This window comes from Cyclobacteriaceae bacterium (assembly GCA_030584025.1).
Taxonomy (GTDB): Bacteria; Bacteroidota; Bacteroidia; order Cytophagales; family Cyclobacteriaceae; genus UBA2336.
The window spans coordinates 2,086,132-2,106,973 of the sequence record CP129487.1 but is presented as its reverse complement, the minus strand read 5'-3'; the positions used below and the strand labels follow the sequence as shown (position 1 = coordinate 2,106,973).

The window sequence follows — 20,842 nt, the reverse complement described above, 5'->3', positions numbered from 1 at the left end:
TACTCCATGCAAAAGCTTGTTCTTGCAATCATACTTACATTCTGGGTAGTCTCTCCATTATTTTCACAATCTAATGCCTGGCATGTATCGGCTACCAACATCAACCCCTCTAACTACTATGGCGTTACCGTAGCCAACGGCATGGTCGGTATAGTGTCTTCGCCAGAACCGTTGCGCGTGAAAGATGTGGTGTTGAATGGTGTGTATGATAACTATCAACGCGGTCGTGTTTCTAATATTCTAAAGTCTTTCAATCATGTTAACATGAATTTGGATGTGGATGGACAACGGATCAACGGACGTACTATAAGCAACTATCAACAGACCCTCGACATGAAAAAGGCAGCCTTGATAACTACCTTTGATGTGGGCGATAAGGTTTCAGTACGACACACGTTAATGGCACTTCGTCATTTACCCTATACCTCGTTAAGTATCGTTACGATTTCCGCGAAGAAGGATGTTAAAATCACCCCAATGAGCGTGATCGAGGCACCCGATCACCTGGCGGACGTGAGAAACTATTTTAGTGAAATTGACAGGCCGCATGTTAAGATTCCCTTACTAACCTCAGTGGCAAAAAGTCCATCGGGCAAGCATACGGTAGCAGCCAGTAACAGCTTTATTTTTTCAGAACCACATGGTCAGGAGCCACAATTAATTCATGAAGATTGGGATTACAACATGCACCTGGCCAAATTCCACAGGAATATGAAAGCAGGAGAGATCTACACCTTTAGTATCGTTTCTTCGGCTGTTTCAACCGCACATTATGCCGATCCGCATAACGAAGCTGAACGGTTAAGTGTATACGCCATGCTGGAAGGCACGGAACGTTTGCTTACGCGACATGAAGCGGAATGGGAAAAGTTATGGAAGAGTGATATTGTAATTGATGGTGACGAACAAGCGCAACGTGATGTTCGGTTTGCGCTGTATCATCTTTATGCATTTTCGCGTGAGGGCACAGCCTACTCGCTTTCACCTATGGGGTTAAGCGGATTGGGCTATAACGGTCATGTGTTTTGGGATACAGAATTGTGGATGTATCCACCCTTGCTGGTGATGCAACCCGAGATTGCGCGTTCGCTATTGGAATATCGATTTGAACGCCTTGAGGCGGCTAAGCAAAATGCTTTTTCTCACGGTTACAAAGGCGCCATGTTCCCATGGGAATCATCGGCTGATGGTACAGAGGACACTCCAGTATGGGCACTTACCGGTCCATTTCAACATCATATTACTGGTTGCATCGGTTGGGCTTTTTGGAAGTATTACCAGGTAACAAAAGATAAAACTTTCCTTGCTGAACGTGCCTACCCTGTATTAAAAGAAGTGGCTGACTTTTGGGCTAGCCGGATAGAGCGCAAAGGTCCAGGACAATATGAAATCAATAACGTAATCGGTGCGAATGAATGGCAAGAGAATATCGACAACAATGCGTTTACCAACGGCATGGCCATAACGGTTTTGAAATACGCCACCCAGGCAGCAACCTTGTTGGGCATTAAGCCCGATCCGGATTGGATGCACGTGGCCAATAACATTCCGATACTCAAGTTCCCCGATGGTGTAACCAGGGAGAATGCCACCTATGATGGGGTTATGATTAAGCAAGCGGATGTGAACTTGCTGGCGTTTCCGCTGGATGTAATTACTACGAAAGACCAAATTGAAAAAGACCTGAAGTATTACGAACCTCGTATGGCGCCCGATGGGCCTGCTATGGGCAATTCAGTTTTGGCCACGCTTTATGCCCGTTTGGGAAATCCACAAAAGGCACATGAGTTATTTGTTAGATCATACAAATCCAATGAAGTTCCGCCTTTTGGCGTGCTGGCTGAAACGGCCGGTGGCACTAATCCATACTTTGCCACCGGAGCTGGAGGGATGTTGCAGGCCATTGTGTTCGGATTTGGCGGTTTGAATATTTCCGATCAGGGTGTTACCCAGATAAAAACCAAATTGCCGTCATCGTGGCGTTCATTGGAGATTAGAGGTGTAGGAGTAAATCGTCAGAACTACGTGGTGAAATGATTATCTTTGTTTGATTTTTTGAGCAGTTATGAAAAGGTTCATCGTATTCATCAGCATTGTTGGTATAGTACTCTCCTGTGGAAAGAAGGATGATGTGGCGTTTGATCCGGGAGAGGTTGATCCCGGCCATCTGCATCGAACGATGAAGAAGATTACAGACATCATCGTGCATGATATCTTTTCTCCGCCTGTGGCCAGTCGTATTTATGTGTATTCAAGTATTGCAGCTTATGAAGCAGCTGTGCCGGGCAATCCAAATTTTGTTAGCCTGGCCGGACAGCTACACGGTCTTGAAGAGCTACCCAAACCCGATTCAGCAAAGCAGTATTGTTTTGAATTAGCATCTGTGCATGCGTTGGCGATTGTTGGAAAGGCACTGATTTTTTCTGAAGCAGATATGCAGGCTTTTCATGATCAAACGTTGGAAGAATTTAAGAAGTCAGGAATGCCAAAGGTCATGTATGAGAATTCCATAGCCTATGGCTCAGCAGTAGCTAACCATATATTGGAATGGTCTGGAAAGGATAATTATAAACAAACACGGACATTTGAAAAGTATACGGTTCCCTTGAACGATCCGGGAAAATGGAAGCCAACACCACCGGCTTACATGGATGGTATTGAGCCGAGTTGGAATAAAATCAGAACGTTTGTTATTGATTCTGCGAGCCAGTTTGTACCAGAGCCCCCCACGCCATTCAGCACCGATGTTAATAGTCAGTTTTACAAGGAGGCACTCGAAGTTTACGAAGCAGTAAAGAGCACCAATGCTGAATATGAGGAGATCGCCAACTTCTGGGATTGCAATCCATTTAAAATGAATGTGCGTGGTCATGTTATGTTTGCCACCAAGAAGATTTCACCTGGCGGCCATTGGATCAACATCACCAATTTAAGTTGTAAGCTAGCCAACCGGGATTTTTTTGAAACAGCAGAGGCATATGCTATGGTTTCCATTGCGTTAGCCGATGGCTTTATAGTATGCTGGGATGAAAAGTACCGAAGTAAATTGGTTCGTCCTGAAACGTTTATCAATCAGTATATCGATGAAGATTGGTTGCCCTTATTACAAACCCCACCATTCCCGGAGCACACCAGCGGCCATAGCGTAATTTCAACTTCGGCAGCGGATGTATTGACTGCTTTGTTTGGTGATAATTTTCATTTTGTTGATTCTACCGAGTTGGAGTTTGGGCTACCAGCCAGAACGTTCTCCTCCTTTAAACAAGCATCAGACGAAGCTGCAATCAGCCGGTTATATGGTGGCATCCATTACCGGCCAGCCATTGATGAAGGTGTGAAGCAGGGGCATCAGGTTGGCGATTGGGTTTTAACCCATGTTCGTACGCGTAAGGATCAACTCGCCTGGAAGGACAAGCCTTAAAAAGGATTCAGCATAAATCGCTGGTAATTCCAATCTTTATTTGATATTTTAAGCTGATTATCCGATCAGCTTATGAAGCGTTCTCCAGTTTATGTTATCCTTCTTCTACTGGTAATTTCTTGCCAGAAGAAAGAGGCTGTAGTTCAGGATTTTTATGCTTCCGATTTGTTTCGGGATGTGCAGTTGGCGGCTGTTTTCCCTGATTCTAAAACCTTTGTGGATTGTGTTCCCAGAAAACCGCTGTCTGAAATTCAAGATGAGTATGCTGTTGAAAGAAATGAACCAGACTTTGATCTGAAAGCCTTTGTACTGGAACATTTTGATACCCCCGTTTCGCCAACAACCAACTTTCAGGCGGATACTTCACGTTCGGTTGAAGAACACATCATGGCACTTTGGCCAGTGCTTACCCGCCAGCCTGATGACAATAAACCTGGATCTTCATTGATCACGCTCCCACAATCCTACATTGTGCCGGGCGGCCGATTTTCTGAAATTTATTATTGGGATAGTTACTTCACCATTCTTGGGTTAAAAGCTTCCGGTAGAACGGACATGGTTGAAGCCATGGCCAATAACTTTGCCTATCTCATCGATTCAATCGGTTTTATTCCCAATGGAAACCGACAGTACTATCTGAGCCGTTCACAACCTCCGTACTTTTCCTTGATTGTAGGTGTGGCCGTGGATGGAAACGATGAGAAGTTACTCAACTACCTACCTGCACTTCAACGTGAATACGATTTCTGGATGAAGGGAAAAAACGAGTTGAAAAATGCTGGTGATGCATCCTTACGTGTTGTTAAGCTTGATGATGAAGTTGTGCTTAACCGATACTGGGACAACGATCCGCGTCCCCGGCCAGAAGCGTTTAAAGAAGATGTACACCTGCAACAACAATCCGGTCGTGATGCAGAGGATCTGTACAGAAACCTGCGTGCTGCGTGCGAATCAGGTTGGGATTTCAGTGCCCGATGGTTTGAGCCTGGACAAGGATTGGAGAGTATCCGCACCACTGAACTGATTCCGGTCGATTTGAACTGCTTGTTGTACTACCATGAATTTATGTTGCAGCGTGCCTATGCGTTGAAGGGTGATGTCGAAAAAGTTAACTTGTACGCAAAGCTTGCTGAAAGACGAAAAGCCGCCATCTTGAAATATATGTGGAATGATGAGGCAGGTTATTTCTTTGATTATCATTTTCCTACACAAACCCAATCAATCATTCCAACATTGGCCGGAAGTTTTCCGTTGTATTTTTTCGTGGCTGATCAGGAACAGGCAATTGCCGTGGAGCAAAAACTTCAGTCTGAATTTCTTGGCCCGGGCGGGTTGCGTACAACATTGAATGAAAGCAAACAGCAATGGGATGCACCCAATGGTTGGGCTCCCTTGCAGTGGATTGCTTATAGAGGCTTAAAGAATTATACCCAGGTATCAACAGCAGATACTGTTCGCTCCCGGTGGCTGTCAGTTAATACGCGGGTGTATAAGGCCACTGGTAAGATGATGGAGAAGTACAATGTGTCTGATATTACGCTGTATGCCGGTGGTGGAGAATATCCGAATCAGGATGGCTTTGGCTGGACAAACGGTGTATACATGGCCATGACAAAAGATCAGGATTGGACATTTTTTGGATTGCAGAAATAATTTGAACTAGTATTCACAATATAATTATGCGTAAGCAGCTGTGGGGAATTGATTTGGGAGGTACAAAAGTGGAAGGGGCGATTATGACTTCTTCCAGCAGTAAAGAGACTATCTTTCGCGACCGTGTACCAACGGAAGCTAACCTTGGTTATGAGCATGTGCTTCATCAAATAGGCAAACTGGTCGACATGATGGAGAAATCAGTCGGCTACCGCCCTGACTCAATTGGCATTGGAACCCCGGGCACCATGGATCCGCATACCGGCTTGTTTAAAAACAGCAATTCAACAGTGTTGAATTTTAAGCCGTTGAAGCAAGACCTGGAGTCCTTGCTAAAGATGAAAGTGATTACAGCCAATGATGCCAATTGCTTTGCTTTGGCTGAAACCAGACTTGGTGTTGTGCAGGAAAGATTTCCAAATGCCGAGGTGGTTTTCGGTGTGATCATGGGAACCGGGTGTGGCGGTGGTATTGTGGTTAATAATAAGGTTATCAACGGCTTACAAGGAATAGCGGGCGAGTGGGGACATAATTTTCTCGATGAGTCGGGCGGCCAGTGCTACTGTGGAAAGATTGGATGTGTGGAAAACATTATTGCTGGTCCTGCTCTGGAACGTTTTTATCACCAGCAAAGCGGACAGGTTTTGAAGTTGAAGGATATTTATGACCGGTACCAGGAAGGCCGCGATCCCAAAGCTATACAGACTATAAACCGGTTGCACGAAATGTTTGGTAAAGCCTTGAGTGTAGTGATCAATATTCTTGATCCGGATGTTATTGTAATAGGAGGAGGTGTTGGTAACATTCCAACATTATATGACAAAGGTATTGAACACTTGAAAAAATATGTATTCAACGACCGGTTTGATACACCAATTGTAAAACCCATGTTAGGTGACAGTGCAGGTGTATTCGGTGCTGCATTTCTTACAGAAAATTAATAAGCATGAAGCGTATAGCGGTTTTAGGCCCCATTCCCCGAGATCATATTGTAACGCACAATGGTGATTTAATACAAAAATGGGGATGCATTACCCACCCTGTCATAGCCTTGTCCATCATGGCAGGCGAGGAGCTTGAGATTTATCCGGTAGCACATGTACGAAAAGTTGATGTAGATAATGTGCGGGAAGTTTTTTCCGGATATAGGGGAATTAATATGAAGTACATAACCTCCAAAAATGATCAGGGTGATATCATCAGTCTGAAGTTTCTAGATATGAATAACCGCATGGAACGCCAAACCGGCTTCATGGATCCGATTTTACCTGAAGATGTGAAGGATATTTTGAATAGTGATGTATTTGTGTTTGTTCCAATAAGCGATTATGAAATTTCCTTAGATACGTTAAAGTACATTAAAAGCAAAAGTAAGGGCACCATCATATTTGATGCACACGGCCCAACTACAGCCTGCTTGTTTAATGGCGAGCGTCAACGCAAATTCTGGATTGATCGCGATCAGTGGCTACCGTATATCGATGTATTGAAGATGAATCTGGAAGAAGCACATGCTTCCTGGTTTAAAAAGGAATACGAAACCAGTGACTATACGGATACTTCTCATCTCGATCGGGTTGAGTTACTGAAGTTTGCTACGCATTGCCTGAATCATGGTGTGCAGTGTGTATATATCACAGCCGACTCAACCGGTTGCCTTGTATACTATAAAGAAAAAGATAAGGTGATTGAAACAATGGTTCCGGCCGTAAAGGTAAAGGAGGTGATTGACACTACCGGTTGTGGCGATTCATTTGCCGGAGGTGTGGGGTATGGCTTATTAGAAGATCCAACCAACTACATCAAAGCGGCTCAATATGGAAATACATTAGGTGCGCTTCGCACACAGGGAAAAACGTTTAATGTATTTAAGCCATTGGCGGAAGTGAAGGATATTATGCGCAACACCTACGAGGTGTAGCCATTACTTTTTAGTGTTTTGCCAATTTAGTCTTCGTTCTTTTAAATCGTTAATATAAGCTTCGTAGTGAGGATCAGTTGCCTTATGTGCACCTTTGGCGGTTTTAAGTATGCTGGCCGTATCCGTGGATATATTTAGTCTTGTAAACTTCATGCTGAATGAATCATTCTCACAGAAAAATTCATCCTTTGACAAACGTTTAAACTTTAAGCTGTTCTGAACCTGTCCCTTGTTGATTATTAATAAGCTATCATTTCTGAATTTGTACTTCATAATTAAGTCTCCTGCATTTTCATCAAATGAATAAAATATATTTTCTGTCATTATTGTCCGACTAAAATTTTAAAAGGGCGGCTTGTTTAGGGCTGCCCTTTTGGATTATGTTTGATTACCACATCAGTCATAATCATGGATAAAGTTAAGAAATTTGTCGGACAGCCGATTTTGTCTCAAATACTTTCTTGCGTTTCTACTTCACTCATCAAGCAATCGGCCCAAAAGCATAATAGCAACCGGTATTACAAGCGTATTCCACTTCGGGTTCACCTGGTAAGCCTGTTGTATGGGGTTTTCAGCTATTGCAATGGACTCCGGGAGATATGCGAAGGCATGCTGGCCTGTGAAGGTAAACTTGCTCACCTGGGATTGGATAAAGCTCCGCCCCGTAGCACATTATCGGATGCCAACAACAAACGAAGCTACCTGGTGTTTGAGACGATCTATTTCAAACTGCTCAAGCAGTACCATAGCTTTATCTCGGACAGCCGGTTGCGGGGATTGAGCATCCGCAATCTGAAAATCATCGACAGCACCACCATCCGACTATTCAGCGATATTCTTCGTGGCGTAGGACGCAATCCATTAGATGGCTCGCGCAAGAAAGGAGGCATTAAAGTTCATGCCCTCATGAATGCATTCAGTGGCGTAACGGAATTTTTGAGAATCACTGAAGCCAAAGAACACGACCGTAAATTCCTCTATCACATTAAGTTACCGGCCAACAGCTTTCTGGTTTTCGACCGTGCCTACAATCTGTACGGGCAGTTTGCCAAATGGACGAGTCAAAAAATCTGGTTCGTTACGCGCATGAAAGCCAACGCAGTATATCACGTCACTAAAGTGATTACAGACAACACAAGAAAGAAAAATGCCAAGGGGATATTGAAAGAACAATACATCACTATTGGCTATAAAGCTGATGGTGAAGAGCAGCGTTTAAAGCTCAGGCGTATCACCTTCCGTGCCGATGACGGCAAGATGTTTATCTTCATCAGTAATAATTTCAGTTTACCTGCTCAGCAAATCGCATTGATTTACAAATACCGGTGGATGATTGAGCTGCTTTTCAAGCAAATCAAGCAGAATTTCCCCATCCGCTACTTCTGGGGTGAAAGCGAAAATGCGATCAAAATACAAGTGTATTGCGTGCTGATTGCCCAACTGCTAATGGTAGTCATTCGAAAGAAAGCCGAAACCAAAAAATCGTTTGCCAACATGATTACCGTTATCAGACTGCACTTGATGAGCTACGTAGAACTCTTTGGCTTCATCCACGATACTTACAAAGCTTGGCGAAAGGCTCATGAACCCCCGCTGCCCACAATCACTTAAAATTGATGTGCCAGCTACCCCCATTTTTAATGCCTCGGTTTTTCATTATTTCTCCCTATGAGAATCATCTCTTTTTCTCTTACTTTAGTCGGACAAGAATGATTTTCTGTAATGATCACTTCTTCATAAGTATGGTTGTTGACTATTGTAACCCATAGTCCTCGAATATCATTGTACGTATTGGCGCTGTTTCTCGTGCACGCAATGAACACGATGCTTGAAAGAGTAAAAATCAGGTTGTTTCTGATGTACCTTGAAACGATAGGAAATTTTGAAATCACAATTTTGGTTGCTCTCTCTTCTCCCAGAATGTAGTAAAGAAAAGAATGGCCACGCCTAACGCCAAAGCCGATGGCATAATCCAGAAAGTAAATGCACCATCAAGCCAGCCTGCTTGCGAAGAACCATCCAGACTAATGTTATCGCCCCACCAGCCCAGGATATAATTTCCGATGAGCATACCTGCACCATAGGTAAGCAGCGCAAATAAACCTTGTGCACTGGCGCGTATGTCTTTGGGCGCTTTACGGTCAACGTATAACTGACCCGTTACAAAAAAGAAATCGTAGCAAATACCGTGAAGGGCAATACCAACAATGAGCAAGGCGGGCGATTCAGGAAATGCAGCAAACAAGAAATACCGTAGCGTCCACGCCAACATGCCCACTACCAACATCCACTTAACACCAATTCGCAGCAGGAAGAACGGAACCAATAACATGAACAATACCTCACTTACCTGACCGATCGTCATGAACGAAGCCGACTTCTCACCAAAAGCCATGGCTGAAATGAAGTCGTTGGTTCTGGCGTAGTAAAAGGCAAGTGGGATACAGATGAGAAAACTACATAGGGCAAATACCCCGAAATTTCTTTCACCCATTAATTTGATCGCATCCAAACCTAAAGCCTTGCTAAAGCTAAACGCCTGGCCTTTGGCTTGCGGTGGGGCAGGAGGAAGTGTGAAGCTGTAAACACCATAAATCAACGACATGATGGCACACATCTTCAACGGAATATTGGTGGCCTGCGCATTCTCTATACCGGTAAGCATTTTAATGAGCGGAATGTCTACCCAACCCAAAACGGTCTGTGCCACTACCAGGCCTGCTACAATCCATCCGATGGTACCCCACACACGAATGGCCGGAAATTGCTTATCTGGATTTTCGATGTTGGCAAAGGCAATGGCGTTGACCAGCGCAAGCGTAGGCATAAACAGCATGAAGTAGGCAAACATAACCCAAATGAACGTACCCGGATCGATTACTGAGGCCGCGTACCACAATAAAGCACCGCCCACCAGGTGACAAAATGCGTTTACCTTCTCGGCATTGATGTATCGATCGGCAATCAACCCCACAAATAAAGGAGCGAGTAAGCCAGCCCAATTATGCGTGGCATAGGCGCTGCCGATAATTGAGTTGATTCCTTCCGTTCCTTTAAATACTTCCAGCAGGTAACTGCCCATCGTTACGAAGAAGCCGCCCCAGATGAAAAACTGGAAGAACATCATGATGCTCAGACGAAGTTGAAGGTTGGATTGTGTGGTGGTCATGGTGGTTCAGATTATGCACCTAAAATTGCACGAATAAATCGATTGCGCAAGGCCATTTATAAATTGCAAACGTTTGCGGAAATCAGGTTTATTGTTTTACAATCTTTTGGATATATTGCTTAGCAACCAAAAACGAAGCTATAGTGAAACGAAAATTACGCATGGGCATGGTAGGCGGAGGGCTTGATGGTTTTATCGGAGCCGTACACAGAAAAGCCGCAGCCATGGATGGACAGATTGAGTTGGTGTGTGGGGTATTCAGCAGCGATCCGAAGAAATCGAAAGCTACCGGAGATTCGCTTTACCTCGATCCTTCCCGAATCTATTCAAGTTATGATGAAATGATCAAGGCTGAAAAGAAATTACCGGCAGATCAGCGAATGGATTTTGTCTCGATTGTTACGCCTAACCACATGCACTTTGCACCGGCAAAGGCGGCTCTTGAAAACGGCTTTCATGTGATCATTGATAAACCCATGACCTTGTCGTTGGTGGAAGCTAAAAAGTTGAAGCAGGTGGCCGATAAATCCGGACTTGTTTTCGCGCTCACGCATACCTACACTGGGTACCCCATGATTAAAGAAGCGCGACAATTGATTAAATCGGGTAAGCTGGGAAAAGTCCGGAAAGTTTATGTGGAATACATTCAAGGCTGGCTGCATGCACCACTTGAAAAAACCGGGCAGAAGCAGGCAAGCTGGCGATCCGATCCAAAGAAATCCGGGTTAGGTGGAGCGTTGGGCGACATCGGTACCCATGCTGCAAACCTTGCAGAATACATTACGGGGTCATCCATCACGGAGCTTTGCGCAGAACTGAATTCGGTTGTACCCGGCCGGTTGTTGGATGATGATGACATGATGTTTGTTCATTTCGATAATGGTGCGCATGGTACATTGATCGCCACACAAATTGCTGCCGGTGAAGAAAATAATTTATCGATCCGGGTGTATGGTGAAAAGGGTGGAATGGAATGGCGCCAGGAAGAACCCAATACATTGTTGCTGAAGTGGCCGGATAAGGCAAAAGAAATTTATCGTTCAGGAATGGGGTACACTTCTGATGCTTGTAAGCAAAATACCCGAACTCCATCAGGCCATCCCGAAGGTTATCTGGAAGCGTTTGCCAACCTGTACGTTGCCTTTGCTAAAGCTGTTCGCGATTATAAGCCCGGTAAAAAAATTGATCCTGCTAAATATGATTTCCCGGATGTGTATGATGGCGTGAAAGGGATGGCCTTTATTGAAGCGGCCATCAAGTCATCGAAAGGAAAGCAGAAATGGGTGAAGATTTAAAATCCTAAGAAGAATTAGATGAAAAACATAAAAGGACCTGCCATTTTTTTGGCTCAGTTCATGAGTGATGAGGCTCCGTTTGATGATATGCGTACCATTTGTAAGTGGGCAGCTTCCTTGGGGTATAAGGGTGTTCAGATACCTACATGGGATGCGCGATGCATTGATCTGAAGCGTGTGGCTGAGAGTAAAACGTATGCAGACGAGTACCGCGAAATGGTTGAAGATTGTGGTGTCCAGATCACTGAACTAAGTACGCATCTTCAGGGCCAGTTAGTAGCTGTTCATCCGGCTTACGATGTGATGTTTGATGGTTTCGCACCCAAGAGTGTTAAGGGAAACAACAAGGCCCGTACAGCATGGGCTGTTGATCAATTAAAATTAGCAGCCAAAGCCAGTAAAAATCTCGGACTAAAGGCCCACGCAACATTTTCCGGAGCCTTGTTATGGCATACCGTTTATCCGTGGCCACAACGTCCTGCCGGACTGGTTGATGCGGGATTCAAAGAACTGGCAAAACGCTGGCTTCCGATATTGAATGCGTTTGATAAAGCCGGGGTGGATGTGTGCTACGAAATACATCCCGGTGAGGATTTGCACGATGGCGTCACCTTCGAGCGGTTTTTGAAGGAGACGGGAAATCATCCACGCGTGAACATCCTGTACGATCCAAGTCATTTTGTGTTGCAGCAACTGGACTATCTGCAATACATTGATTTCTATCATCCCTACATCAAAATGTTTCATGTGAAGGATGCTGAGTTTAATCCAACAGGAAAGAGTGGCGTGTATGGAGGTTTTCAGGATTGGATAAACCGACCGGGCCGGTTCCGCTCATTGGGCGATGGTCAGGTTGATTTCAAAAGCATTTTTTCAAAACTGGCACAGTACGATTATGAGGGGTGGGCTGTGTTGGAATGGGAGTGTTGCATCAAACATCCGGAACAGGGCGCACGTGAAGGTGCTCCGTTTATTAAAAACCATATTATTCAGGTTACAGAAAAGGCGTTTGACGATTTTGCTTCGGCAGGAACAGATACTAAATTGAACAAAAAAATATTAGGACTATGATGAATAAACTCGGTATGGCAGCCCTTGTGGTTGCATTTTTAATGGCGTGCGGAAGCAAGCAGGAAACAAGTGAACAACAGGATGAGCCTGTACAACTTTCAACCAGTCAGTTGGCTGCTATTGGTAAAATCTTGGTCGATGAATCGGATTGTAAGACCTGTCATCACCCTACCAATAAAATCATTGGCCCTGCCCATACCGATGTGGCGAAGAAGTATGAATTCAACGATGAAAATATTAAGCTATTAGCCAAGCGCATCATAGAAGGTGGCTTGGGTGTTTGGGGAGAAATACCGATGAATGCCCATCCAGATCTTTCACAGGAAGATGCCGAGAAGATGGCGATATATGTGCTTTCTCTTGATGGTGAAGAAAAGAAGTAGTAGTCATGACTTCGCTGGTGTTTGAGAATGACTATGTGTTGTGCGAACTGGACGACACATTACCCGTTCTTAAGCATCGCTGGAAGAAAGAACCCCCCGGAGAGAGTTTTAGAAAAAACCTGATTGCCATTCAACAGCATTATATTGAATTGGTAAAGGAGTATCCGCACCTGGCCTGGTTGGCAGATACCCAGTTACTCGGTGAAGTTGATCGGGAAACAGAAGAATGGTTTTCAACTACCTGGGATGACTTGATTTTCAATAAAGCCAATGTAAAGATTCATGCCGTTATTCTTGGCGATGATTTATTTGCAGAATATCCCATGGAGACATTCAAGATTAATGCAGAGCAGAAATTCAGTACACACAATATTCAACTGGGCGTTTTCTCTGATGAGGAAGAGGCTTATGACTGGATAAGAACCCGATAAACGAACCCATATGAAAAGAAGATCATTTATTCAGCAAACTACATTGGCTACCGCAGCAGGTCTTGTATTGCCCTCACTCATGAGTTGTGCAACTGCGAAAGAACGAGCCATTGGCATTCAGCTCTATACGCTAAAGGATATTATCCTGAAGGATGTAAAGGGCACGCTTCAGCAAGTTGCCAACATCGGCTATAAGGAACTTGAACTTTATGGATATGGTGACGGTAAGGTGTTTAATATGCCGTATGCAGATTTCCATAAAATGGTTTCCGATATGGGTTTATCTGTTGTCAGCGGGCATTACCTTACGGGACAAGCTTTTCCCATGATGAAGGGTTCATTAGTAAATGAATGGGAGCGTGCGGTTGAAGATGCCCAAAAGATCGGGCAGAAATACATGGTGATTGCCTGGCTTCATCCAGATGAACGAAAAACGTTGGATGACTACAAGAAGGTTGTTGAGCTTCTGAACAAAGCGAATGAGACTTGTAAACAAGCCGGCATTACATTAGGGTATCACAATCACGAGTTTGAGTTTATTGAACTTGAGGGTCAGGTACCGTATTATATGATGGCTCAGGAAATGGATTCTTCCATTGCCCTTGAGTTGGATATTTATTGGAGCACATTTGCTGAAGTGGATGCGGTTGAACTTTTTGACAAGTATTCGGGCCGAATTCACTTGTGGCATGTAAAGGACATGGATAAAGTCCAGCGCAATTTGCAAACCGATGTCGGGTCTGGCGCTATCGATTACAAGCGCGTTTTTGAAGCAGCCGAAAAATCAGGATTGAAGCACTTTTTCCTGGAGCAGGAGTATTTCACACGTCCACAGATTGATGCGATCACGAGCGGCTATGCGCACTTGAAGTCAATTGTTTAGCAGCGCTCAACACTTGCTATTTATGCGACTTATTAATTCAATTCTGACCGTACTTTTTATCGTATTGGCCGCAACACACATTCAGGTTGTTGATGCCTGGAAGTGGGTATTGCTGTTTGGTGCCATGTCAGTGCTTTCTGTTATGGCAATTTTTGAGTTGTTTTTTAACAAGGTGTTGCTGATCATGTTTGTCGGTTTGCTTGCATGGAGTTTCTTTCTGTTTCCAAAAAGTGATGAGATGAGCTTGCTTCAAACTGACTTCGCTAAAGTAATCCTATGTTTACTTGTGTTAATTTTGTTTCTGCTTCGATCGCGGTGGTATAATTCCAAAAGAGCCAGGAAAGAATAAAAAAAGCCAGACGGTTACATCTGGCTTTCGAATAATTTTCAAATCTTTTCTTAGGTAGCCCAGGTCCTTCCCACTTCTTCCAACGGCATGCAACCATTGTAGTATCCGGGTACAGCTTCATAGCGTAATACTTCCGTAGCTCCGGGTTTGCTGGAGAAATAACCCAACATGGTGAGCTCTTTCATCATCATCACAAACGGGCGTTCTTCTGGTTTCTCTTCAATGGCTTTGGCATGTGCTTCTATTACAACCTTCGTTTGTTCTTCAGCTGAGATATTGATGAAGTCAGAAGTAGTGGTAAAGTCTTCGAGGGAAGTCAGAAATTTGGTGCGATCTGCCTCGTTATAAGCTTCAAAGATTAATTCTTCGATAAAAGCTGGTACACCTGCATCTTTCGCCCCGGCAGTATCCGTTTTTGGGATGATAATCTCAGCCATTTCAGTGATGACATAAGCTTGCTCCTGCGTAAAATATTTCGGCTGCCACGCTACACCGGGTTTTGCCTTGCAACCTTTAAGAATGCCCATGATGGCGGGGGCGGACACAACACCACCCATCAGAATTGCGGTTCGTTTAATTACATCTCGTCTGTTCATATCCGTGGCAATTAAAGGTTTTGTTTTTTCATTTCTTCAACAGCATAGTTTACAGCACGCGCGGTAAATGCCATATAGGTTAACGATGGATTTACGCAGGAGGCTGATGTCATAAACGATCCATCGGTAACGAATACGTTCTTACAGGCATGCACCTGGTTCCATTTATTCAATACCGATGTTTTCGGGTCGTTGCCCATGCGTGCGGTACCCATTTCATGTATACCTAATCCCATTCCGTGTTGGCTTGGATTATCATACGACCTTACGTTTTTGAAACCTGCCGCATCCAGCATTTCTGCTGCATCGTTGGCCATGTCTTTCCGCATCTTGTAATCATTCTCTTTAAACTCTGTGTCGAAGAGTAATGTAGGTAAGCCGTGCTTATCTTTCTTGTCAGGATTAATACTAACCCGATTGCTGTGATCAGGAAGAATTTCACCAAAGCCCATAATCCCAATGCTCCAACTTCCAGGCGTGGTTACAGCCTCTTTCAGGTCAGCGCCTATGCTGACCTCACTGATCAATCGCGACCAACCTTGACGACTCGCACCGCCCTGGTAACCGAAGCCACGCAGGTAGTCACGCTTGTCATTTCCAATATTTCGGAATCGAGGGATATAAACACCATTGGCTCTTCGCCCATAGTAATACACATCTTCAAAACCTTCCACCTGTGCACCTGCGCCCGCACCCAAATGATGATCCATGATGTTGCAACCTAATTCACCACTGTCGTTGCCAAAGCCATTTGGAAAACGCTTTGAGGTTGAATTCAACATAATGAACGTTGAACCCATGGTCGATGCACACAAGAAAATCACACGTGCATAAAATTCATGTTGTTCCCCGGTTTCAGCGTCTAACACTTTTACTCCGGTTGCTTTTCCTTTCTGCTCATCGTAGATCACTTCGTATACAATGGAGTTAGGACGTAAGGTCATATTACCTGTTGCTGCTGCAGCGGGCAGGGTAGAGGAGTTGCTGCTGAAGTATGCACCATACGGACAACCGCGGCTGCATAAGTTACGATACTGACAGGTTCCACGTTGTGGACTCTTATCATGTGCCAACGGTCCGGCCAGGTTGGCTACTCGACCGATGGTAAGCAGGCGACCGAATTTATCCATCATTGATTTCTTCAGCTCCTTCTCCACACAATTCAATTCCATTGGTTGAATGAACTTACTGTCGGGGAGGTGGGCCAAGCCTTCGGCTTGTCCGCTAATGCCAACAAAGGTTTCTACATGGTCGTACCACGGAGCAATGTCTTTATAGCGCACTGGCCAGTCTATCGCGATTCCGTCTTTTACGTTCGCTTCAAAGTCCATATCGCTCCAGCGGTAGCTTTGCCGGCCCCACATGATGGAGCGACCACCAACATGGTAGCCACGCATCCAGTCGAAACGTTTTCCTTCCTTTTCGGTATAGGGGTTTTCAATATCGTTTACGAACCAGTGCTTGGTTGACTGACGAATGGTGTACCCGGTTCTGTTTTGAACGCCTTGTTGCTCAAGGTCTTTAGCAGTTGGCCGATCGGCATAGGGCAAATCCCACGGATCTTTGGTGGCAGTTGGGTAATTCGGATGTTGCACATCGCGGCCACGCTCCAGCACCAGTGTTTTTAATCCTTTTTCGGTTAGTTCTTTGGCGGCCCAACCGCCACTGATGCCGGTGCCAACCACAATGGCATCGTAGGTGTTTTCTTGCACTGCTTTTACATTCAAATACATAAGGGTTCGATTTGCGATTGAAGTAAATATACAGGATCGACTTGTTTAAAAATATTTTTTTGGAGGTAAATGCGCGTGATTTCTGGTTTGCACTCCCAAAACATTCGCAATCGTTTGCATTAAATTTTGGGGCATTTCTCAGTACGCTTGGCCGATCATTCCTTATCTTTCAGAATGCTCAGATTTACCCTTATTTTAGTTGTACTTACTGCCATCTCGTGCAGCCGAAAGAAAGAAGAAATACCCCCGTTGCCTGTCATGAAAAGTGAATCCAAAAAGATTATTGTTTACCAACTCATGACCCGTCTTTTCGGGAATAAAGAAACAGTGAACAAAGCGTACGGCACGTTACAGGAAAATGGTGTGGGTAAGTTTGAGGATATCAATGATCAAGCGTTATCATCGCTTAAGGAACTGGGTATCACACATATTTGGTATACCGGAGTATTGGAACATGCGGTACTCACTGATTATTCTTCCTTTGGAATACCGTTTGATGATGCTGACGTGGTTAAGGGAAGAGCGGGATCGCCATACGCCATCAAGGATTATTACGATGTGAATCCTGATCTGGCGCGAAGTGTGCCGAATCGCATGAAGGAGTTTGAAGCACTGATTGACCGAACGCACCAACACGACATGAAGGTGCTGATCGATTTTGTACCCAATCATGTGGCGCGAGCCTATAAATCTGATGCCAAGCCGAAAGGCACCATCGATTTGGGTGAGTTTGATGATAAATCGGTTCGCTTTAAGCCTGATAATAATTTCTACTACTTACCCGGCCAGTCGTTTCAGGTTCCGGCAGATTACGTGGCGTTAGGTGAAGAAAATGAATTTCCAACTAAGGATGGAAAATTTGAGGAGACTCCAGCCAAAGTAACGGGTAACGATCAGTTTACTTCTAGTCCGGGTGTAAACGAGTGGTTTGAAACTGTGAAGCTTAACTACGGTGTAGATATTGAAAATGGCCGGACAAAACATTTTGATCCGGTACCGGATACGTGGGTGAAAATGAAAGACATTCTCGTGTATTGGGCTAATAAGAAAGTGGATGGCTTTCGGTGTGATATGGCCGAGATGGTTCCTGTCGAATTCTGGCACTGGGTTATTCCGCAAGTCAAGGCCGTAAACCCTGAAATCATTTTCATTGCCGAGATTTACAATCCCGATGCATACCGGAATTACATTGATCAAGGCAGGTTCGATTATTTGTATGACAAAGTTCTATTGTACGATACATTGCGTTTGTTGGTAAATGGTCAAAGAAGCACAGCCGATATTGATGCCATCCAACAACGATTGGCAGGTATCACAGCAAACATGCTCCACTTTTTGGAGAATCATGATGAGCAACGTATTGCATCACGTTTTTTTGCCGGCAATCCGTGGAAGGCGGCATCGGCTATGGTTATTAGTGCTACGATAGATCAGGGACCGGTAATGATTTATTTCGGGCAGGAAGTAGGAGAGCCCGGTGCCGGAACAGAAGGCTTTCAGGGTGATGATGGCCGTACTACCATTTTTGATTATTGGGGTGTGCCCCAACACCAAAAGTGGATGAATGGTGGAGCGTTTGATGGTGCCTTATTAAGCGATGATCAAAAGTCATTGCGAAATTTCTACGCTACCTTGTTAAACCTGGCTGCATCGCATCCGGCTATTGTGGCAGGCGAATACAAAGATCTCACTGCCTTTAATATTGCTGAGAAGAATTTCAATGATGATGTTTTTGCCTGTGTTCGGTATACTGCAGATAAAAAGCTGCTTATCGTAGCCGGGTTCAATTCAACACCACGAAAGATATCGGTTGCTATGCCGCCTGATGTGGCTGTCAAGCTTATGTTGGATAGGAACAAGAATTATACTTTAAAAGAGTTGCTTTGGCAAAACGAAGAAGTTGAGTGGATTGAAAATGAAATCCGGTTGGAGCTTCCGGCTTACGGTGCATATGTTTTTGAAATTGAATAACACACTATGTCTTTAGATAAAATTGGCGGTCAGTCGCGCGTAATTATTGAAAATGTTCAGCCTGAAGTGGATGGTGGTCGCTATCCGGCTAAGCGTACCGTTGGTGAACGGGTTGATGTTACGGCAGATATTTTTGCTGACGGACACGATCATGTCAGAGCAGATGTGCTCTATAAGAAGATAAGTGATAAGAACTGGAACCGAGTGTCCATGAGTCATCAAGGGAATGATTCGTGGAAAGCTTCTTTTTATACAACTGAGAAATCGAATTACGTATTTACCGTTGAGGCATGGATCGATCACCTGGAGACCTGGCACGATGGCATAAAAAAGAAAGCATCCGCCATGTTGGATGTTAAACTTGAACTTCAGGAAGGAGCGTTGTTGTTGGAACAAGTTGCCGATGGAAAAGAAAAGGAGCTTATAAGCTTGGCAAAGGCTTTTCGGGACGAAAAAAAATATCATGAAAATGTAGTAACGATACAATCACCTGATTTAGGCGAATTGGTTCATCATCATCCGCTGCGCCAACATGTTACCCGGTATGCGAAAGAACTTAGTGTTCGTGTTGAAACAACACGCGCTTTGTACAGCACGTGGTATGAACTTTTTCCACGATCTGCTGCGCAGGATGGCAGGCATGGTACATTTCAGGATGTGATTAAACTCTTGCCTCGTATATCTGCTATGGGCTTTGATGTGTTGTACCTGCCGCCCATTCATCCGATTGGCAAAGTTAATCGCAAAGGCAAGAACAATAATGTTCGATCCGTGGCCGGAGAACCTGGATCACCATGGGCGATAGGAAGCGATGAAGGTGGACACAAGGCTGTACATAGCGAGTTGGGTTCTTTAAATGACTACAAGAAATTAATTGCTGAAGCAAAGAAATCCGGAATTGACATAGCGCTCGATCTGGCTTTTCAATGTGCGCCTGATCATCCATATGTAAAGCAACATCCCGAATGGTTTAAGCAACGCCCGGATGGATCGATTCAATACGCTGAAAACCCACCTAAGAAGTATCAGGATATTTATCCGTTCAATTTTGAAACGACTGCCTGGCAGGAATTATGGGAAGAATTGAAATCTGTAATTCTGTTTTGGGTAGAGCAAGGCGTAACGATTTTCAGGGTTGATAATCCACATACCAAACCCATTCCTTTTTGGGAGTGGGCCATTGGTGAAGTACATAAGCAACATCCGGATGTAATCTTTTTATCGGAAGCATTTACGCGCCCTAAGATTATGGCCTCGCTGGCCAAATCCGGATTTACACAATCGTACACGTACTTTACCTGGCGGGTGAGTAAACATGAACTGATTGAATACATGAATGAGTTGGTGTTCGGTCCTTCACGCAATTATTTTCGCCCGAATTTCTGGCCCAACACCCCTGACATTTTGCCTTACCACCTGCAACATCAGGGTGAAAATATTTTCATCATCCGATTTGCCTTGGCGGCTACACTTTCTTCCAACTACGGAATTTACGGTCCGCCCTATGAATTTTATGAGAATAATCCGATTCCCGGTAAGGAGGAATATGTCAATTCTGAAAAATTTGAAATCAAGCAATACGATTGGAAGCGCGTTAACCGGATGACGGATATTATCTCGTTAGTGAACAAAGCACGAAAGCAACACCTCGCCCTTCAGTCAACTTGGAACATTCATTTTTGCAACATCGAGGACGCTTCCCTTTTGGCTTATCTCAAATATACGGATGACCTTAACGATTTGATTTTAGTGATCGTTAACCTTGATCAGCATAATATACATCAGGGCTATGTTCAACTTCCACTCCATCTCCTGAAATTGAATGGTGGTATTAATATTAAGCTTCACGACCTGATGACAGATGAACATTACACATGGACGCAGGAGTGGAATTATGTGGAGCTTAATCCGCATAAGCTTCCGTTTCATTTGTTTAAATTAGAAATTCACGAATCTCAAATGTGAC

General features: G+C 44.3%; 18 protein-coding genes. 14 read left to right on the top strand and 4 right to left on the bottom strand.

Annotated features, from left to right (window positions below; all coding sequences use genetic code 11):
- Positions 1 to 6 precede the first annotated feature (6 nt).
- The 5 genes from QY309_09420 (at position 7) to QY309_09400 (ending at position 6,995) form a co-directional block, all read left to right on the top strand.
- Entirely contained in the window at positions 7 to 2,037 is a 2,031-nt protein-coding gene (locus tag QY309_09420; GenBank protein ID WKZ58087.1) for a glycoside hydrolase family 65 protein, read from the top strand.
- Positions 2,038 to 2,065: 28 nt separating this feature from the next.
- Entirely contained in the window at positions 2,066 to 3,421 is a 1,356-nt protein-coding gene (locus QY309_09415; protein WKZ58086.1) for a vanadium-dependent haloperoxidase, read from the top strand.
- A 72-nt stretch (positions 3,422 to 3,493) separates the two neighbouring features.
- Complete coding sequence (gene treF / locus QY309_09410) at positions 3,494 to 5,074, top strand: alpha,alpha-trehalase TreF (GenBank protein WKZ58085.1); 1,581 nt, start codon at positions 3,494 to 3,496, stop codon at positions 5,072 to 5,074.
- A 26-nt stretch (positions 5,075 to 5,100) separates the two neighbouring features.
- A complete protein-coding gene (locus QY309_09405) occupies positions 5,101 to 6,015 on the top strand; it encodes an ROK family protein (protein ID WKZ58084.1) in 915 nt (304 codons plus the stop codon).
- Positions 6,016 to 6,020: 5 nt separating this feature from the next.
- The gene (locus tag QY309_09400; GenBank protein ID WKZ58083.1) at positions 6,021 to 6,995 is read left to right on the top strand and encodes a PfkB family carbohydrate kinase; all 975 of its coding nucleotides are present in this window, start codon (positions 6,021 to 6,023) and stop codon (positions 6,993 to 6,995) included.
- Between the two features lie 3 nt (positions 6,996 to 6,998).
- Here the strand turns inward: QY309_09400 and QY309_09395 are convergent, their stop codons facing one another.
- Positions 6,999 to 7,319, bottom strand: coding sequence for a hypothetical protein (locus QY309_09395; GenBank protein ID WKZ58082.1), 321 nt, complete (start codon positions 7,317 to 7,319; stop codon positions 6,999 to 7,001).
- An 84-nt stretch (positions 7,320 to 7,403) separates the two neighbouring features.
- Here QY309_09395 and QY309_09390 point away from each other — a divergent pair, with 84 nt between their 5' ends.
- On the top strand, positions 7,404 to 8,606 hold the full coding sequence (locus QY309_09390) for an IS4 family transposase (protein WKZ58081.1): 1,203 nt from the start codon (positions 7,404 to 7,406) through the stop codon (positions 8,604 to 8,606).
- Positions 8,607 to 8,883: 277 nt separating this feature from the next.
- On the opposite strand, the gene QY309_09385 is transcribed toward QY309_09390, so the two are convergent.
- Complete coding sequence (locus tag QY309_09385; GenBank protein WKZ58080.1) at positions 8,884 to 10,164, bottom strand: MFS transporter; 1,281 nt, start codon at positions 10,162 to 10,164, stop codon at positions 8,884 to 8,886.
- Between the two features lie 161 nt (positions 10,165 to 10,325).
- On the opposite strand from QY309_09385, the gene QY309_09380 reads away from it, so the two are divergent.
- The 6 genes from QY309_09380 to QY309_09355 are packed head-to-tail and all read left to right on the top strand — an operon-like array spanning position 10,326 to position 14,576.
- Positions 10,326 to 11,459 (top strand): Gfo/Idh/MocA family oxidoreductase, encoded by a 1,134-nt coding sequence (locus QY309_09380; protein ID WKZ61692.1) that lies wholly within the window; start codon positions 10,326 to 10,328, stop codon positions 11,457 to 11,459.
- Between the two features lie 18 nt (positions 11,460 to 11,477).
- On the top strand, positions 11,478 to 12,530 hold the full coding sequence (locus QY309_09375) for a sugar phosphate isomerase/epimerase (protein ID WKZ58079.1): 1,053 nt from the start codon (positions 11,478 to 11,480) through the stop codon (positions 12,528 to 12,530).
- Entirely contained in the window at positions 12,527 to 12,913 is a 387-nt protein-coding gene (locus QY309_09370; protein WKZ58078.1) for a cytochrome c class I, read from the top strand. The genes QY309_09375 and QY309_09370 overlap by 4 nt, the downstream gene beginning before the upstream one ends.
- Before the next feature lie 5 nt (positions 12,914 to 12,918).
- Complete coding sequence (locus QY309_09365) at positions 12,919 to 13,344, top strand: hypothetical protein (protein ID WKZ58077.1); 426 nt, start codon at positions 12,919 to 12,921, stop codon at positions 13,342 to 13,344.
- 10 nt (positions 13,345 to 13,354) lie between these two features.
- Positions 13,355 to 14,227, top strand: coding sequence for a sugar phosphate isomerase/epimerase (locus QY309_09360; protein ID WKZ58076.1), 873 nt, complete (start codon positions 13,355 to 13,357; stop codon positions 14,225 to 14,227).
- A 22-nt stretch (positions 14,228 to 14,249) separates the two neighbouring features.
- The gene (locus QY309_09355) at positions 14,250 to 14,576 is read left to right on the top strand and encodes a hypothetical protein (protein WKZ58075.1); all 327 of its coding nucleotides are present in this window, start codon (positions 14,250 to 14,252) and stop codon (positions 14,574 to 14,576) included.
- A 50-nt stretch (positions 14,577 to 14,626) separates the two neighbouring features.
- Here QY309_09355 and QY309_09350 read toward each other — a convergent pair whose 3' ends face one another.
- Together QY309_09350 and QY309_09345 are read right to left on the bottom strand one after the other, a co-directional pair.
- The gene (locus QY309_09350; protein ID WKZ58074.1) at positions 14,627 to 15,172 is read right to left on the bottom strand and encodes a gluconate 2-dehydrogenase subunit 3 family protein; all 546 of its coding nucleotides are present in this window, start codon (positions 15,170 to 15,172) and stop codon (positions 14,627 to 14,629) included.
- A gap of 11 nt (positions 15,173 to 15,183) precedes the next feature.
- Positions 15,184 to 16,905 (bottom strand): GMC family oxidoreductase, encoded by a 1,722-nt coding sequence (locus tag QY309_09345; GenBank protein WKZ58073.1) that lies wholly within the window; start codon positions 16,903 to 16,905, stop codon positions 15,184 to 15,186.
- 174 nt (positions 16,906 to 17,079) lie between these two features.
- Between QY309_09345 and QY309_09340 the strand changes: the two genes are divergently transcribed.
- Together QY309_09340 and QY309_09335 are read left to right on the top strand one after the other, a co-directional pair.
- Positions 17,080 to 18,876, top strand: a complete 1,797-nt coding sequence (locus QY309_09340) for an alpha-amylase family glycosyl hydrolase (protein WKZ58072.1) — start codon at positions 17,080 to 17,082, stop codon at positions 18,874 to 18,876.
- A 6-nt stretch (positions 18,877 to 18,882) separates the two neighbouring features.
- Positions 18,883 to 20,841: an alpha-1,4-glucan--maltose-1-phosphate maltosyltransferase gene (locus tag QY309_09335; GenBank protein ID WKZ58071.1), complete on the top strand. Its 1,959-nt coding sequence runs from the start codon at positions 18,883 to 18,885 to the stop codon at positions 20,839 to 20,841.
- Position 20,842: the final 1 nt, after the last annotated feature.